10 protein-coding genes and 1 riboswitch are annotated in these 16,094 nt (G+C 57.0%); of the genes, 1 reads left to right on the top strand and 9 read right to left on the bottom strand.

What is annotated here, in order from left to right; genetic code table 11:
* From VMJ32_07485 to VMJ32_07465, 5 genes are all read right to left on the bottom strand, one after another.
* Positions 1-1,785 (bottom strand): APC family permease (locus VMJ32_07485; protein ID HTQ38853.1); only part of this gene is annotated, 1,785 nt, incomplete at its 3' end.
* Positions 1,786-2,052: 267 nt separating this feature from the next.
* A complete protein-coding gene (locus tag VMJ32_07480) occupies positions 2,053-4,653 on the bottom strand; it encodes an APC family permease (protein HTQ38852.1) in 2,601 nt (866 codons plus the stop codon).
* A gap of 181 nt (positions 4,654-4,834) precedes the next feature.
* A riboswitch (cyclic di-AMP (ydaO/yuaA leader) is annotated at positions 4,835-5,034 on the bottom strand.
* A gap of 118 nt (positions 5,035-5,152) precedes the next feature.
* Positions 5,153-6,895, bottom strand: coding sequence for a hypothetical protein (locus tag VMJ32_07475; GenBank protein HTQ38851.1), 1,743 nt, complete (start codon positions 6,893-6,895; stop codon positions 5,153-5,155).
* A 448-nt stretch (positions 6,896-7,343) separates the two neighbouring features.
* Positions 7,344-7,799 (bottom strand): ferritin-like domain-containing protein, encoded by a 456-nt coding sequence (locus VMJ32_07470; GenBank protein HTQ38850.1) that lies wholly within the window; start codon positions 7,797-7,799, stop codon positions 7,344-7,346.
* Positions 7,789-8,892, bottom strand: a complete 1,104-nt coding sequence (locus VMJ32_07465; protein ID HTQ38849.1) for a HEAT repeat domain-containing protein — start codon at positions 8,890-8,892, stop codon at positions 7,789-7,791. The genes VMJ32_07470 and VMJ32_07465 overlap by 11 nt, the downstream gene beginning before the upstream one ends.
* A gap of 204 nt (positions 8,893-9,096) precedes the next feature.
* On the opposite strand from VMJ32_07465, the gene VMJ32_07460 reads away from it, so the two are divergent.
* On the top strand, positions 9,097-9,885 hold the full coding sequence (locus tag VMJ32_07460; GenBank protein HTQ38848.1) for a lipoate--protein ligase family protein: 789 nt from the start codon (positions 9,097-9,099) through the stop codon (positions 9,883-9,885).
* 10 nt (positions 9,886-9,895) lie between these two features.
* Here VMJ32_07460 and VMJ32_07455 read toward each other — a convergent pair whose 3' ends face one another.
* The 4 genes from VMJ32_07455 to VMJ32_07440 all read right to left on the bottom strand — a co-directional run.
* Positions 9,896-12,202: a glutamine amidotransferase gene (locus VMJ32_07455; protein HTQ38847.1), complete on the bottom strand. Its 2,307-nt coding sequence runs from the start codon at positions 12,200-12,202 to the stop codon at positions 9,896-9,898.
* A gap of 94 nt (positions 12,203-12,296) precedes the next feature.
* The gene (locus tag VMJ32_07450; protein ID HTQ38846.1) at positions 12,297-14,555 is read right to left on the bottom strand and encodes a BatA domain-containing protein; all 2,259 of its coding nucleotides are present in this window, start codon (positions 14,553-14,555) and stop codon (positions 12,297-12,299) included.
* Positions 14,556-14,729: 174 nt separating this feature from the next.
* Complete coding sequence (locus tag VMJ32_07445; protein HTQ38845.1) at positions 14,730-15,626, bottom strand: DUF58 domain-containing protein; 897 nt, start codon at positions 15,624-15,626, stop codon at positions 14,730-14,732.
* 77 nt (positions 15,627-15,703) lie between these two features.
* Positions 15,704-16,094 (bottom strand): AAA family ATPase (locus VMJ32_07440; protein ID HTQ38844.1); only part of this gene is annotated, 391 nt, incomplete at its 5' end.

The following is a 16,094-nucleotide window of genomic DNA, read 5'->3' as shown; positions in this document are numbered from 1 at the left end:
TAACATGAACAGATTGTGCGGTGAGCGAATGGCCACCAGCTTGCGATACGGTTTGTTCAGACCCAACGAGCCGGTGGTGATTTCCTCCACCGTAGCGCGATTGAACTGTTCCTTATGCTCGTGCTTTTCGCCATGGGTGCGACGGCGGTGAAGTCGTTCCGTGACCGTAAATACACCAAAAAACACCGCGGAAAAGCACACGCCGCTGACCGTGGCGATGGGTTTGGTCACCAAATTCGCCAGCGCTGAAATGAGCACGACAAGAAAAATAAGCGTCAGCCCAATCGGCATCTGGACATCTTTCCAAGGAAAGTTTAACGGCACCGCGAATTCCCGCCGCTGCCGCTTTTTGAACCGCAGCACCACCATCGACATGGTATTGAATACGAAGCTCCACACGACGCCGAAGGCATACGCTTCGCCCAGCAAAATGACGTCGCCGCGGCTGACCAAAATGGTGAACAATTGCAAGGCGGCAATCAGATACAACACGCGGTAATGCGTGCCATATTTCCGGTGAGGCTTCAAAAACCAGTCGGGTAGCACGCCGTCTTCGGCCACGCGGCTTAGCACGCCGTTGGAGCCCACGATGGAAGTATTCACCGCGCCCGACAAAATTAAAAATCCGACAATCACCACAAAGGCATTGAGCAATAATTGCAACCAAATGGGGCCGAGCATGTGCATGGCCAGACCGCCCAGCCAGTTATCGTAATATTCGTTCATGCGTTGACCGCGCGGAATGAGCAACACGGCCAGAAAATTCGTGCTGCCAGTCAGCAACAAACTGTAGGCGAACACGATGAACCCGACTTTTTTGAAGTTGGGCAACTTCGGCGATTCCACTTCACGATAAACCTGGGCCAGCGTTTCTTCGCCGCTCATGGCCAGCACCGAATGGCCGAAGGCAATGACGATGCCGATCACGCCAATCAAGCTGAGCCAATTCGTCGGATTACGCAGCGGCTGGGCCACGGAAGGAACTTTACCCAGCCAGCCCAGCGGGTCTTCTTGCTCGTGGGTGATGGGATTCAACTGCGGGACGGGCTGCCCCTGTGGGTCCAGCTTCGTCTTGCCGTCGTGATCGATTTCCCATTTTTGGGTTAGATCGGGCTTCCAGGTCGGTAAATCATTGACCGGTCCTTTCACGGCCAGCGTTAGCACACTCCAGCCCAGGACGATGACGGCCATCACGGTGGTGATGATCATAATTTTCAAGGCTTTGCTGCTGGATTCGTGCATGCCCAGCAAGTTCTGGCGCAAAAAATACAACGTCACCGCGACAGCAATGGCGACCGAACCCCAATTTTTGATGGCCAGTGCGGTGGCTTCGTGAATGTGTTGGCCGGAAACGCGCGAGACGGTTTCCAGAATCAAGCCCACAATGTATTGCCCAGCCGAGACGCCGCTGATGGGGCCAGTCAGCACGTAATCAAATAGCAGTGCGGAAACCGCCGCCTTCGCAAATCCGCCGCCCAAGGCTTCCTTCACAATGCGGTATACGCCGCCGCGGACAAACAGCGAGCAGCTTTCGATGTATACGGCCCGCATGCCGTAGCTGAACAACAACACGGCAAGAATAAACCAAGGGGCGGCCTCGCCGATGGCGCTTTCGACAATGGCGCCGATGTAATAGGCCGTGCTCGACATGTCGCACAGCACGATGGCGGCGACACGCCAGTACGAAATGAACGAAAACATCACGCTGCTAACGACAATCGTTTGCGCAACGCGACCCAACTTGCGGCCCGACCAGGAACCGCTGGAATCCAACGACGATGGCATAGAACAACAAACTCTCCGCTTAACGTTTGAAGCACGCCAGTGAGCGTTGGGCGACTCAAATTAGCTGTCGACCACGCAACCGTGCCGCGCTTGGCGGAACTGGGTTTCGAATGCCCGGCTGCGTGGATTGCAAATTAGCGCAGATCACTGCGCGCAGGCTGCACACTCGAAGTGTCATGTACTTACTGCGCGATGTCAACGAGGAGAAGGCGATTCGGCATTGGCCGAGATTATTGACATAAAGATTTCATAAATGCCGCGCAAAAATTAGCCGTCGGCCACCACTTCCTTGGGAATGACCGGCGGCGAGGCCAGGAAGACGCTGCAGGGGGCTTGGCGAAAAACTTCGTTCACCCAGCGGCCGGCATCCGTCTCAGCCAACGACAGCAATTCTTCCGACCAAGGAAGCACAATTACGTTGTACTTGCCGGTACGGGCCAACCGGGCCAGTTCGGCCGCGCTGGGAGGTTGGTCGGTGAGTTTCTTTACTTCGCGCTTCAATTGATGGGCGTGTTGCCGGTCGTGATCCAAAGAGTTTTCTGCGCTGACGTGTTCGGAGCTGAGCGGAAGGACCGGCACAACGTCGAGGGCGACTTCGGAGGAGAGCATGGTCAGCAGCCACTCGAATACGTCGCTGCTGGTGTGCGTGCCGTCGTGAGCCATCAGCACTTGGCGCACGCCGATGCCGGCGGCGCGCAATTCCGACGCGCTGCGTGCCTGGCGCTGGGCCGCCTTGGGAATGCGATTGCCTCCTTCCAAGTCGAACGAGACATCGCGGTCGGCACTGACAATGTGGACCGTCAGGCCTTGCGGATTCCCTTCATTCAGGCTGATCCAGTAGAGGGCGATTTGATCGAGCTGCTCCTCGGCCGTGAATTTATTCGAAGCGCCCAGCATCACTTCTTGCGCGCCAATATCTTTCGCGGTGGTCAGTACGGCATTCAGCGGATTGTTGGTGGGGACAATCAGCGGCAGGACACGCTTGCCCAATTTTTCCGCGCGCGTGACTACGGCGGTCATTAGCTGACGATCGTAGGTATCGAGATCGATATCGTCCGCTTTGGAGGCGCCGCCGGGCGGTTCCATTTTCGCCGTCATCACAATCACTTCGGTGGTTTGCGGATCGGTGTCGGCCAAGGCCTTTTCCAACATGAATAGATTATGCGGGCTGCGGATGGCCACCAATTTACGATACGGCTTTTTCAATGACAGGCTGTCGCCGGTGACCCGGTCGACGCCGGCCCGATTGAATTGTTCTTCATGCTTGTGGTCGGCCCCGTGACGCCGGTGGTGATAGCGCTCCGTAACCACAAAAACGCCCAAGAATACTCCGGTAAAACACAATCCGCTGACCGTGGCCACGGGTTTGGTAAACAAGTTCGCCAGCGCGGAGAGAAAGACAATCAAGAAGACAATGCTCAAGCCAATGGGTACGTGCACTCGGCCCCATTTGATGTTGAGCGGCACCAAGAATTCTCGCGGCGTGTGATCTTTGAACCGGAGCATGACCATAGAGAGTGTTTTGAACACGAAGCTCCAGACGACGCCGAAAGCGTAGGCTTCACCCAACATAATCACGTCGCCGTGGCTGACTAAAATCGTGAACAATTGCAATCCGGTGATCAGATACAACAGCCGATTCGTCGTGCCGTATTTGCGGTGCGGCTTCAAAAACCAATCGGGCAAGACGCCATCTTCGGCCACGCGGCTGAGCACACCGTTGGAACCGACAATCGACGTGTTCACAGCGCCGGCCAAAATGAGAAAACCGACAATCACGACAAACGCATTCAGACATAATTGCATCCACAACGGGCCGAGCATTTGCATCGCCAGGCCGCCCAGCCAATTGTCGTGATAGGTGTCGAGCCGCTGATTTTGCGGAATCATTAGCACGGCTAAAAAGTTCGTGCTGGCCGTGAGCAACAGACTATAGAGAAACACAATAAACGCCGCTTTTTTGAAATTGGGCAGCTTGGGCGATTCCACCTCGCGATAGACCTGGGCCAAAGTTTCCTCGCCGCTCATGGCCAAAATCGAATGACCAAAGGCGATGATGATGCCCACCGCGCCGATGAGGCTGAGCCAATTCGTCGGATTTCGCAGCGGCTCGGCGAGTGAAGGATGATTTCCAATCCAGCCGAGTGGATCAATTTTTTCACCGGTGCTGGGATCCAGCTTGGCGGTCAAATCGGGCTTCCACGTCGGCAGTGGATTGTCGTGCCCCTTGACGATTAACGTCACGCCGGCCCAGGAGAGCAAGACGACCGCCATGATGGTGGTGGCGATCATAATTTTCAGTGCTTTGTCGCTCGATTCGTGAATGCCAAACAAGTTTTGCCGGAAAAAATAAATCGTGATCAGGCAGGCGATGGCAACCGAACCCCACTGCTTGATGCTGTCGCTTGCCCCGCTGCTTAGGTGCACGCCGAACTGCCGCGTGAATGTTTCCAGAATCAGGCCAACAATGTATTGGCCGGCCGAGACGCCGCTGATGGGCCCGGTGAGCACGTAATCGAATAACAGTGCCGAAACGGAGAGCTTGGCCAGAAAGCCCCCCATCGCTTCTTTCACCACGCGGTACACGCCGCCGCGGACAAACAGGGCGCAGCTTTCGATGTACACCGAACGCATGCCGTAGCTGAACAACAACACGCCCAAAATAAACCACGGCGCGGCCTGGCCGATAGCGGTTTCGACAATCGCGCCGATGTAGTAAGCCGTGCTCGACATGTCGCACAGCACGATGGCCGCCGTGCGCCAATACGAAATGAACGTGAACATCACACTGCTGACGACAATCGTTTGCGCAACACGACCCAATTTTCGGCCCGACCAGGAGCCGCTGGAATCCAATGGCAATGACATAAAAACAGGGATCAATAAAATCCCTGGCAGCTAAAGTCGACGGGCTATTTGTCGCCTTTGCGCATGTTGCGGCAACTTTGTGACAACCCATCACCGATGTTAGACGCGGCCTTGGCGGACCGGTCGGTGCGGTTGCGCGCAACAGTTCATAGGTCAGACGGCCCTTTCAATCCGGCCCGGGCCACACACCCGGACCTGCCGACGAGGTTAGCTGACGGGCTAGGGCTTGAAAGTGCCCCGATTCGCTTTGGGCGAATCTGCGCCCCTGAGCGGCCATTCGATTTGGAAATCGGATGAGCAATCTCGGAGCCGGGATAACTCCGGCTCGTTGGGTTCCCCGTTCCCGCACCTGCTGGGTGTGGGATTAGGCTGCACACAGAATTACTATACGACCGCCTGTGTCGGCACACAAGAGAGGGCGCTGTTGACACACAGTAAAGTTAATAAAGCTAGAGAGTTGCGACGACGAATTGCAGAGTCGCAGCGTGCAAAGAATTCATTAACCTCGGAAAGCGTTGGGCACATCGGTACTCGTCGGCTGCGGTGTAGAACCGCTTGCTTTGGTTGCGCCGTCGGCAGGCGGCGGAACGGGTATGCCCGGCTCGATGCGTGGCACCGTGGTTGGCTGGCTGGATGGCGGTGTTGAATCGTTGGGCTTGCTTTCCTCAGGATTAACTGAGGAGGGACCCCTTCCTGATTTACTAGTATCGACGCCGCCAGTCGAACTGTTGCCTGTCGAGTTATCTGTGGGTTGTTCCGTGGGGGCTGCCGGCCGCTTCATGACCGATTCCGTTCCAGAAGAATTCGCGGGGGGCACCGGCTGGCTGCTTGAACTCGGCATGGTGCTGTCCGGTGCAAACGTGGACTGCGGACCAGATGACGGACTCGACGGGGAAGGCGAGCCGGACGAAGACGGGGTGGACAGGCTCGGCGCGGACATGGGTGGCTTCGACGTGGATGGCGCTGAGATGGACGGCGTCGAAGTGGTCGAATTGGTGATCGTCGGCATGCCCACCACGGCGGGCGTGCCAGTGGTGATCGGCACCGTTGTCACGGCCAATGGTTGCCCGGTGCATGGATCAACGGACACCTTCATCACGATGGTCCGCGGCGTGCGGTAGGTGTAGGTGACGGGGGTGCGCGTTTGAACGCACTGCGGCACTTTCACCGTTTCTTCGATGGCCACCATTTTGCAAACTTGCACCGGCACTTGCTCAACCCGTTCCTCGGTAATCATTTTGCAAGTGGTGACGGGCACTTTGCGAACTTGTTCTTCGGGAACCATTTTGCAAACGGTGACGGGCACCTTATTGTCGACGTGCTCCACCACTTGCCGGCAAACGGTGACGGGCACTTTGCGAACTTGTTCTTCTTGCACCATGCGGCAGACGGTAACGGGCACTTTTTGCACGACTTCCTGATTTTCGTAACGGCAAACTTGCACGGGCACTTTTTGCACCACGACTTTTTGCACGTAGGTGGTTTGCGGGATTTGCTGGGCCACGATCACTGGCTTCCACACCCGATTGACTTGCACAGTGGCTGGGCCTTGCACTTGCTGATAGCCGGTCGTCGGCGCAATGTACGTGGAAAGCCCGGTGTTGGGATCGGTGGAGCATCCGCCCGGCACGCATACCGGCTGATTATAAATGGGGCCGGGCTTCAGCACTTGATATTCTTGCCAGCCGCCTTGATCGACATAGCGGGTGGTATACGTGGTTTGTGGCTCGCAGACCGTGCTGTATTGATCGCGCTCGGCGGTTTCGTACACGGGGCGCAGGACGGTGTAGCAATTTTCCTGCTCGCTGGTTTCGTAGACCGGCCGGGCAACCATGTAATGTTCTTCGCGCTCGCTGGTTTCGGTAACGTCGCGCAGGCGGTCATAGCTTTGATCGACAAGTTGCGTTTCGTACACGGGCTTCATCACGGTGTAATGTTCTTCGCGCTCGGCGGTTTCGTACACCGGCTTGGCAACGGTGTAGCGGCGCTCTTGCATTTGCGTTTCCATCACCGGCTTGTACGAGGTCACTTTGCGATCTTCATAAACGGTCTGAGTATCGATTCGATAGGCGGTGACTTGCCGTTCGTCGTACACGGTTTGATATGTCAACCGGTACGCGGTTTCGGTGCATGCGCCGCAGGTTGAGCAACCGCCGCACGAACCACAACCGTCGGCGTGCGAAGCAATGGCGGCTGTCGCCGCAGCAACCAATAACATCGTGAAGGGGGCGAGATTTTTCATGGCTGGTTCACTTCATGTTTGCAAAAAATACACGGCGCAGCGGCGCAAAACGGGTCCATTGCGCGTGCGCGCACCGTACACACGAATTTGGCGGACAAATGCGCGCGATGCAAATGGCAAAAGCAAAAGTCGTGCCGGAAAGCCAATGCCAGCAATGACTTCAGCCGAGAAGATTTTTTGAAGTCCGGATCGGCTTTCGCCGAGCGCAAAAAAGTGGTCCGTCGCGCAAAGTGCTGCCGCGGTTGCTGTTGATGCAGGTTATTTTCCTAACCGGCAAAGCTTAACATTTTTGGGCCCGCGGCGCGCAATCAAAAGCTATGTTTTAGATTGTCGGCGATAGCTCACAAATAGGTGGTGCAAGTTTGTATCAAACGGACTGCGAAGAATTGCGCCGCCGATTTCTGTTAGCTCACTCGTTACTAATTGCTAACCGCTAATCGCTCTCCGCTTACGACTTCTTGTATTCTTTCAAAAAGCCTTTGAACAGAATCAGGTGTTCTTCTTCGTCGCCCAAGAGTGTGATGCACATATCTTGCGTGACGTAATCGTCGCCTTCGGTGGCCTGGATAATTTTTCGGTACTGCTTGCAAGCGGCGTCTTCGGCTTCGATGACCGCTTCGATCACGGCGATGACGTCGGTCGTATCTTCGCCGGGTTGCTTTTGATTTCCCAACTTCACGCCCTTGGAGCCGGGCGTTAAACCACCAAGCTGCTTAATGCGCTGCGCCAACTGGGTGGCATGACCAATTTCGGCGGTGATGTCGGCCGCCAGCGATTTTTTAATTTCCTCGGCGCGCACGCCGTCCAGGTTGGTGCTGTTGGCGATGTAATTCATCACGGTTTCCAGTTCCATCGAATACGCGGTCTTCAAGAGTTCGACGACTTCCGCACGGCTAGCTGCCATAACTAAGTTCTCCAAAAAAATGGTCCTGAGTAAATGTTGTCGAGATGATAGAGTGCGTGGATGATGCGCCGGGCGGCGAAGCCGCGGCGGGTTGCTTGGTTTGGCGGCGCTGCAGTTTTTCTCGCAAGGCCACGGCGTTTTCCCGAATTTCAGGAATATCGGATTTTGCCAATCGCTCCACCGCCGGCTGCGCCTGGCTCAAATCGACCGTCGAATTTGCGTCTGCCAGTTGGGCCAGGGCTTTTAGCCCGCTGATGTTGACCAGCGCTTCCTTCTCCCGGCGATTTTCCGGCTGCTCTTCCTCGGTGGCCAAATGCTGATCGGCGTCGAGCATTTCCAAAAGCACGGGCAGGGCCGCCTGATTGCCTTGCAGCGCCAAGCCGGTGGCAGCGTTAAAGCGGGCATCGGGATGCGGATCGTCCAGCATTTGCGTCAGCCGCTGCGTTGCTTGGACATCATCAAGCACACCCAAAGCAAACGCGCTTTCGGCCCGTAGATTATCGACATCTGACTTGGAGTCGGTGATCAGCGTGGCGACAAGCTCGGAATTTTTCCACCCTGGTTGCGCCGCTTGCAAATTGGCGGCTAGCGAGGCCAGGCCGTGAACTGCGGCGCGGCGCACGCCGATTTCCACATCGGAGTGTTGGGTGGCGGCGGCGGTTAACAGGGGCGGCAAAGCCGCTTCCACTTGAAATTCGCCCAGCGCCCGGCATAAATAAATTCGCAGATTGATCGATCGTTCGTCCGTGCTGGCGGCGGCAATTTCATCGCTGAGAATTTGGCCCAGGTCCGTGGCGACGGCGGCGTCGCGCTTGATTTCATCTCCGGCGGAGCCGTGCAACACGCCGGCCAAATTTACGGCGGCTTGCCAGCGGACCTCGTTGTTGCCCCGCAACTTCTTCACGTATTCCCGTGGATCGTTGCCCATTTGCGCCAGCCAATGGAACAATAGCCACACGACGACGATAATGGCCACGATCAGGCCAGGGATCAAAAACAATTGCACCAGGAAGCCGGCACTGGGCGGTTCCACCGGCGGGAGGGCATCGTCGGGCGAAAGTGGGCTGCGCTGGGAGTGCTTGGTATCAGACATTGCGTGGCCGAAAAGATTGTGTGAGATATGTAAGTCTATGAGCCAAACCCTGGGCGTCAACCCGGCACAGATAATGGCTAAATCCAGATAGATCTCGCGCAGAGACGCAGAGGACGCTGAAGGTAGAAAATTCCATTCGAACTACGTCAAGATCATCTGCGCTGTCTGCGTCTTTGCGCGAGAAATTGTTTTAGTGGTTGCATGATGAAACTGCTTGAACTCACTCTTGCGTCGCCAGCCGAGAATTTAGCGCTGGATGAAGCGCTGCTAGATGTCGAGGAAATCGGTTCCGGCGACGCCGGCGAAGTGCTGCGCTTGTGGGAACCGCGTGAAATGATGGTGGTGGCGGGAAGTTCTTCACACTTACCCGACGAAGTGAATTTGGATGCTTGCGCCCGGCGCGGCGTGCCGGTGTTGCGCCGTGCCAGCGGCGGCGCCACAATTTTGGCAGGCCCCGGCTGTTTGATGTACGCCGTGGTGTTGAGTTACCAACAACGACCAGAACTGCGAGCCATCGATCGTGCCCATCAATTCGTCTTGAATACACTCGTCACGGCGCTAAATCGCGCACTAAGCGTCCATAATCTCCCTCTCCCTTTGGGAGAGGGCCGGGGTGAGGGTGCTGTTGGCCGCCAACCGCTTACCGTTTCGCGCGCAGGCATCAGCGATTTGGTGTTGGGCGATAAAAAATTCTCCGGCAATAGTTTGCGCTGCAAACGCAGTCACTTTCTGTACCACGGCACGCTGCTGTACAGCTTCCCGCTGGAAAAGATCGGCGAGTTGTTGAACATGCCCGCGCGGCAGCCAGCGTATCGCGAACATCGCAGCCACACGGATTTTCTTACCAATCTGCCGCTGGATGTTGCGGCACTCCGCCAAGCATTGATTTCAGCTTTTTCCGCCACTGAAAAATGTGCGGTTTGGCCCCGCGCTGTTACTGCCCAACTCGCCGCGGAAAAATATAGCCGCGCCGAATGGAACGAACGGCTGTAAGTGGAAATCCCTACACCCAGCCCCAGCGTTTGCGGAGGTACCACTCGGCGCAGAGCAGGCCGACGACGATTAAGAAGAATGGCGGGCTGTCCCAGGGGGTGAATTTGGTTTCGGTGGCCACCTGTCGGTCGCGGGGCTGCTCCTTGATGCGTTTGAGCAAATCGAGCAATTGTTCCGGCGCCACGGCTTCGCCGCCGCTTTCGGCAGTGAGTTTGGCGAGGCTGGCCATCAGTTCCGGGCGGGCGGCGGCGTTTTCCAACTCTAAATCTTGCTCGAAGACGACGAAACGGGCTTTGGTTTCGCCCAGCAGCGCGCCGTCTTTGGTGGCCTGCACCGAAATGGAATAATCGCCCGGCTCGATCACGTTGCGCAATTGCCCCACGTATTGATCGGCTTGCCGGGTAAGTGCTATGGGCTGTTTGACGCCATCGTGGGAGAGCAGTGTGGCGGTGAAAGCGGCGCCTTCGATTGGCTCGCCTTCGGTGGTCCGCGCGCCGGCGGAAAACTCGATGCGGGCCCCTGGCGGAAAATGCCGCTGCTCAAGCTTGATCCACACTTTTTGCTCGTCGGTATCGTCTTTTTTGGCCAGCCACAACACAACTTGCCGCCAAAAGCGTTTGTGCTCTTTCTCAAAACCCTGCATGAACCAGCGCCAGGTGGAATCGCCGGCGAAGGCCAGCACACGCCCATTGCCGGGCTCGGCCGCCACCAGCAGCGGCTGGCCATCGGAAGTTACCGCCAGCGGCCGGGCGGCGGGCTTAAGCGCCTCAAACTTATTGGCGCCTTCCAGCGGCGGCAACTTTTGCCAAGCGGCCAGGTTTTGATCGGGTGCGGCCAATCGCATCGGCGGCTCATAACCGAATCGCTTGTCGGGCAGCATTTGTACGCCGGTTTTATTCGGCCCGGGACCGTTGGGAAGCGGCACGGGTTTCAAATGCAAATCTTCACGAAAGGGAGCATCGAAATCTTGCCGGGCCAATTGGTCGACGGGCCGCACTTGCAGGGGCAGCACATCGGCCAGGGCGGTTTTTTGATAGCCGCCGCCCCAAAAACTGTGAAATCCGCCCAGCATGATTAAGCCGGCGCCGTGCAACACATCGTCGCGCAGCAATTGCAAATCTTCCGGACGAAACACCGACGAATCTAAATCGCCGATGATGTACACGTTGTATTTGCCTTGCGCCAACCGATCGGCCATGTTGATGGGCCAGCGCTGGCGATCTTTCTTGTCGAAATAGACAAAATCAACTTTGATATCGGGCGACATGCCTAAGGAGCGTCGGAGTTTTGAAATTTCCGATCGCGGCTCGCCCTCCAAATACAACACGTTCAAACCGCCATCCAGCACATTCACAAACGTGCTGAGCTCGTTATTGGTGGTGATGCGTTCGCCGGGTTGCGGCTCGGCCCGGAGGGTAATTTTTCGCTCGCCGGGCGTTTGCGGAATGTAGCTGAGCTCGAATTTGATTTGTTCGCCGTTTTGATTGGCCCGCAGCACCGTAGACGCCACGGGCTCCATTTTTCCCGGTGATGTTTCGAACAGCACCTGCACGGGAATGGGCTGATTGACCAGCCCGTTGATGCGGGCGGTGCCGGCAATGCTGAGTTCGTTTTTGATGAACACGCTGGGGCTGACGACCAAATCCGTAATGGCCACGTCGCGCGATTGATTGGCCGAGCGATCTTGCCCGAAGGTGATGGTAAACAGCGGGGCGGGCATGTCGTTCAAGCGACGAGCCGGCAATTGCGGTTGCAGATCGCGGGGCGGATAAGCCTGCTGGGCGCCATCAGAAAACAAAATAACGCCGGCCAACCGCTTGCCGCTTTCGCGCCGCAGCACGTCATCGAGTGCCGCGCCGATGGCCGTTTCCGGGCCGTCGGCGGATTTTCCCAGGTCAAGTTTGCCGTGAGAAAACTCGACCGGCGAAAGTTCACGATCGAAGGTATACACCTTCACATCGAGTTTTTCCCCCATGTTCGATAACTGCGACAACGACTGCGAGATGGTTTCGCGCAGCGCGTCCCAACGAGTACGGTCGCCAAAGGCATCTTCGGTTTGCATGCTTTTGGAGCGATCGGCCAACAACACCAACGTGGCAGGGCGTTCGCGGATTTCGGTGAAAATTCGCGTGGGGCGCAAGAGCGCGGCAATCACCAGCAGAAACACCGCCAACCGCAGGGCCACCAAGGTCCATCGCCGCATGGGATTGAGCCGCCGCATCTGCGGATTGGTGAGCATCATCACCACGAGCAACACAGCCGCCGTGACCGTGACTAGGCCGTAACCGCCCACCGGATTGCAAGTCCAGCCGTTCATGATTCCATTTCAAAGGCCGAGGTGCTGAAAAATCGGATCAAATCCGAATGACGAATGAATTTCCAATCTCCGAATTCGAATTAGGGCCCCGCTTTCAAGCAACCTCGACGGGTTGATGTTGATGGCTTGTTTCCTCGGCAATGACGGCGGTGGTGGCAGCTTTTCGCCGGGTCGCTTCCTCGGTTTGGGCATCACGACGGTAAAATTTATTGGCCAGCAAGTGCTCCAAGCCCAGGACGATTGCCACCAGCACGATCAACAGCGGATACAATTCGCGACCGGTGCGGCCCAGGTTTACGTCACGTTCGATTTCGTCCCGACCGCGCGAAAGGCGAAAACGATCTTTGCCCAGCAGGGCCGTTAAATCTTCGTTGGAAAGCCGCGCCAAATCGGTGCTGATGGCAGGCACATTCACACTGAAGCCGCGCCGCACGCCCCCTTCGGTGCCGCCAGATCGCAGCAAATAATTGCCCGCCAAATTTGTCGAGTTGACGGTGATGAGGCCGGTTTTTTGATCGACCGATTGTGGAAACTCCTCGCCGTCGGGCGCGCGCAGCGAAAAAATCAATTGCCGCTCGGCCTCGGGCACATGCAGCGTTACGGTTTCGCCGGCCTGGTAGTTGAGGCGTTCCTCGCCGCTACCCACCAGATACAAGAGCATTTCGTTGGACAACATCACGAAGGGCCACGGTTCGCTTCCCAGCGGCAGCAAGTTCCACAAATCGGGGTCGGTGGCGTCGTCGGAAATGGGCGTGGTAAAGACCAGCACGCGCCCCTTGCCGACGCTGCGTTCCAACAGCGCCGCCTGTCCGTTGCTATAAGGGATGACGGTATTCACGCCATCGGCCAGGTCAGTGACTTGCCAATGCGAATAAACCGTGAAGGCATCCCACGGCACGCCGCCAGCCACGGAGCGGAATTTCGTCAACAGCGGATGCTGATAATCTTGCGGGGCCAGAAAGGCATCTTGGCGTCGCCAAATGCGGGCCAGTTTTCCGGGCATCAGTTTTTGCGCGGCGGGGGTGTTGAAGCTGTCGGCCGAAGATTTTTTCGGTTCGGCATTGCGCCCCAGCCAAATGGAAAGGCCGCCTCCGTGCTCCACATACGTGGTTAGCGCTTGCCAGACCGCGTCGGTGAGCGGCGGAGGATCGAGCAAACAGACGGCCGCATAATCGTCCAGAATGGGCGCGTTGGGGGCCGCCAAATCGGCGGTGGGAATCACATCGCATTCAAACCGCGCCTGGCCTGTGCGGCGGAAAGTTTCGGGAGCCAAGGCTTCGGTCAGAAACACTGCATGGCGATCTGCGGGCTTGGGCGCGGCCACTAATACTTTCCAAGGCGGCCGCACGTCGACGGTGAAGTACCGGGCATCGTCGGCAGCCAAATTATCTTCGCCGACAAGTCGCACCACCCCTTGATGCGTGCCTTCTTCCAACTGGTTGATTTGAAACTCGACGGGCTGGGGTTGCTCCAGCAAAGGCGTGACGCTGATTTGCTCTCGGCGTTGCGGATTGCCGCCGGGGTCGATCATATCGAGCGCCACGCTGCACTCGCTAGGTTCCTTGCCGGTCACGAGCAAATCGGTTTCCAAGTGCAGCGGCGTGTTTTTGGCCAGCGTGTCGGCGGAAAGCCGTAAATCGCCCAGGGAAAAATCTTGTGGATTGTCGACGGCCACGTCGACCACATACAAGGCCACATCGGTTTTTTCAGCCAATTTGTGTTTGAGCCGCTCGGCGGAATCGGCTGACCAGGCGGCCTGGCCTAAATCGGTAAAGACGTAAATTTCCTTGCGGCCTTTGCTGCTTTCGCTGACCAATCGCAAGGCCTCTTCGCACAAACTGGGCAGCGGCTGCGCCGCAGCATTGATGCTGAGCCGGCCCAAGCGTTGTTTGGCCGCAGCGGGGTCGATCGAAAACGAGGCGCTGGCGGTGCGGGAATCGATAATCGCCACATCGCTTTCCGCCGGCAGCTTGGCCATGACCTTGTCGGCCGCTTCTTGCGCCACTTGCAGCCGGTTTTGATTTTGCAGGCGATATTCCATGCGCGGCGAGGTATCGAACACCAGGGCGGCGGCCACGGGCGCTTCTTGATCGCCCAACCAGCCGGCCGACTGCAGGCTGGGCCGGGCCAATGCCAACGCCAACAGCACAATCGCGGCGCAGCGCAGCGCCAACAGCAATAAATGCCGCAATTTCAGGCGACGCTTGTTGGCATCGTTTCGTTGGCGGATGAACCGTAGGGCCGGAAACATAAGATGCTTGGGCACCTGCCGCATAACCAAGTGCAATACAATGGGCGCCGCCACGAGGATGGCTCCGGCAAGCATCAGCGGCGTTAAGAATGTCAGGCTCATCAAATCAAATGAAACGCAGTACGTTGGAATGACTCATGTTGAATGAATGACGAATAACCAAGCACCAATGACAAATCGACGGCCTTAGTGTTTGGTCATTGGAATTTGGTCATTCTTTCGTCATTGGTCATTCGACATTCGAAATTCTCTCCTGCTGTGTTCGTGGAACAGATTTCAATGGCGACCGCGGCGACTGAGGAGGTATTCGGTGAGCGCGCGGTCGAACTGCATGCTGGTGTCCAGCGGCACGTAATCGACGCCGAGTTGAAAACAGTGGCGGCGGTAAAATTCGCGGAATTCGCGGATGGCGCCGATGTATTCGGATTGGAAATTATCGGCGTCGACTTGCAAATGATCCCGGGTTTCCGGTTCTTCGAATTCGATCACACCGTCGAAGGGAAAATTCACCTCGGCTTCGTCGAGAATGTGGAACAAAATCACATCGTGGCCGCGATGCCGAAGCCGGCCCAAGGCCGATATGACCGGTTCTGGCTCGGTTAGTAAATCGGAAAACAACATCACCAAACTGCGATGCCGGAGCATGGCCGCGATTTGCGTCAGGCTGCGAGCGATGTCGGTCTTTCCCTCCGGACGCAACTTCGCCAGCAGCGACAACACTTGCCCGATTTGCGTGCGCTTGCTCCGGGCGGGCAAGCTTTGGCGAATTTGCTCGTCGAAGGTGATCAGCCCAACGGGGTCTTGCTGGTGCACCATCAGCCAGCACAGCGCGGCGGCCAGACAAATGCCGTATTCGAACTTGGTGAGTTCCTGGCGGAAGGTGTAGCCCATAGAGCTGCTGAGATCCATCACCAGATAACCGGTGATGTTGGTTTCGGCCTCGAACTTTTTGACGTAGTATTTGTCGGTTTTGGCGTAGACGAGCCAATCGATGTCGGCGGGATCGTCGCCGGGCGTGTACTTGCGGTGCTCGCTGAACTCGACCGAAAAGCCATGAAATGGACTGGCGTGCAAGCCCTGCAAAAAGCCGCGGACGATAAATTGCGCCCGCATATCGAGCCGTGAAATTTGGCGAATGACTTCCGGCTTCAGATATTTTTCGACGGTGGACATGTAGAACCGGCCGATATGAAGAGCGAACTTGGCCGGCGGCTTGCCGCCGACCACCGACGACAAAGTCGTCGGCTGGGCTATCGTTTTTCGAACTTGGGAATTTCCGGCTCGGGAATTTCTTTCAGCAGCCGTAAAACAACGGCTTCACTGGTCATGCCTTCGGCCTGGGCTTGGAAATTAGTGCTGAGGCGGTGCCTGAGGACGGGGACGGCGATTTTCTTTACGTCGTCAATGGCCACGCTGAATCGGCCTTCCATCGCGGCCAGGGCCTTGCCGCCTTGAATTAAAAATTGCCCGGCGCGGGGACCAGCGCCCCAATCGACCAAGTCGCGGACAAATTCCGGAGCGGAGGCGTCTTTGGGCCGGGTGGCCCGAACCAGTCGAGACACGTATTTGACGATGTATTCGCTCACTGCCACACTGCCGACGAGTTTTTGTAAGTTGACAATGGACTTGCCGGTGAGAACT

The organism is Pirellulales bacterium (genome assembly GCA_035499655.1).
Classification (GTDB): Bacteria; Planctomycetota; Planctomycetia; order Pirellulales; family JADZDJ01; genus DATJYL01.
This window is presented reverse-complemented; position numbering and strand designations above follow the sequence as displayed.

Excerpts from the sequence above, each read along its gene's own strand:
- VMJ32_07480 (HTQ38852.1), bottom strand. The coding sequence starts at position 4,653 with ATGTCATTGCCATTGGATTCCAGCGGCTCCTGGTCGGGCCGAAAATTG.
- VMJ32_07475 (HTQ38851.1), bottom strand. The coding sequence starts at position 6,895 with ATGAAAAATCTCGCCCCCTTCACGATGTTATTGGTTGCTGCGGCGACA.
- VMJ32_07470 (HTQ38850.1), bottom strand. The coding sequence starts at position 7,799 with ATGGCAGCTAGCCGTGCGGAAGTCGTCGAACTCTTGAAGACCGCGTAT.
- VMJ32_07465 (HTQ38849.1), bottom strand. The coding sequence starts at position 8,892 with ATGTCTGATACCAAGCACTCCCAGCGCAGCCCACTTTCGCCCGACGAT.
- VMJ32_07460 (HTQ38848.1), top strand. The coding sequence starts at position 9,097 with ATGAAACTGCTTGAACTCACTCTTGCGTCGCCAGCCGAGAATTTAGCG.
- VMJ32_07455 (HTQ38847.1), bottom strand. The coding sequence starts at position 12,202 with ATGAACGGCTGGACTTGCAATCCGGTGGGCGGTTACGGCCTAGTCACG.
- VMJ32_07450 (HTQ38846.1), bottom strand. The coding sequence starts at position 14,555 with ATGAGCCTGACATTCTTAACGCCGCTGATGCTTGCCGGAGCCATCCTC.
- VMJ32_07445 (HTQ38845.1), bottom strand. The coding sequence starts at position 15,626 with ATGTCCACCGTCGAAAAATATCTGAAGCCGGAAGTCATTCGCCAAATT.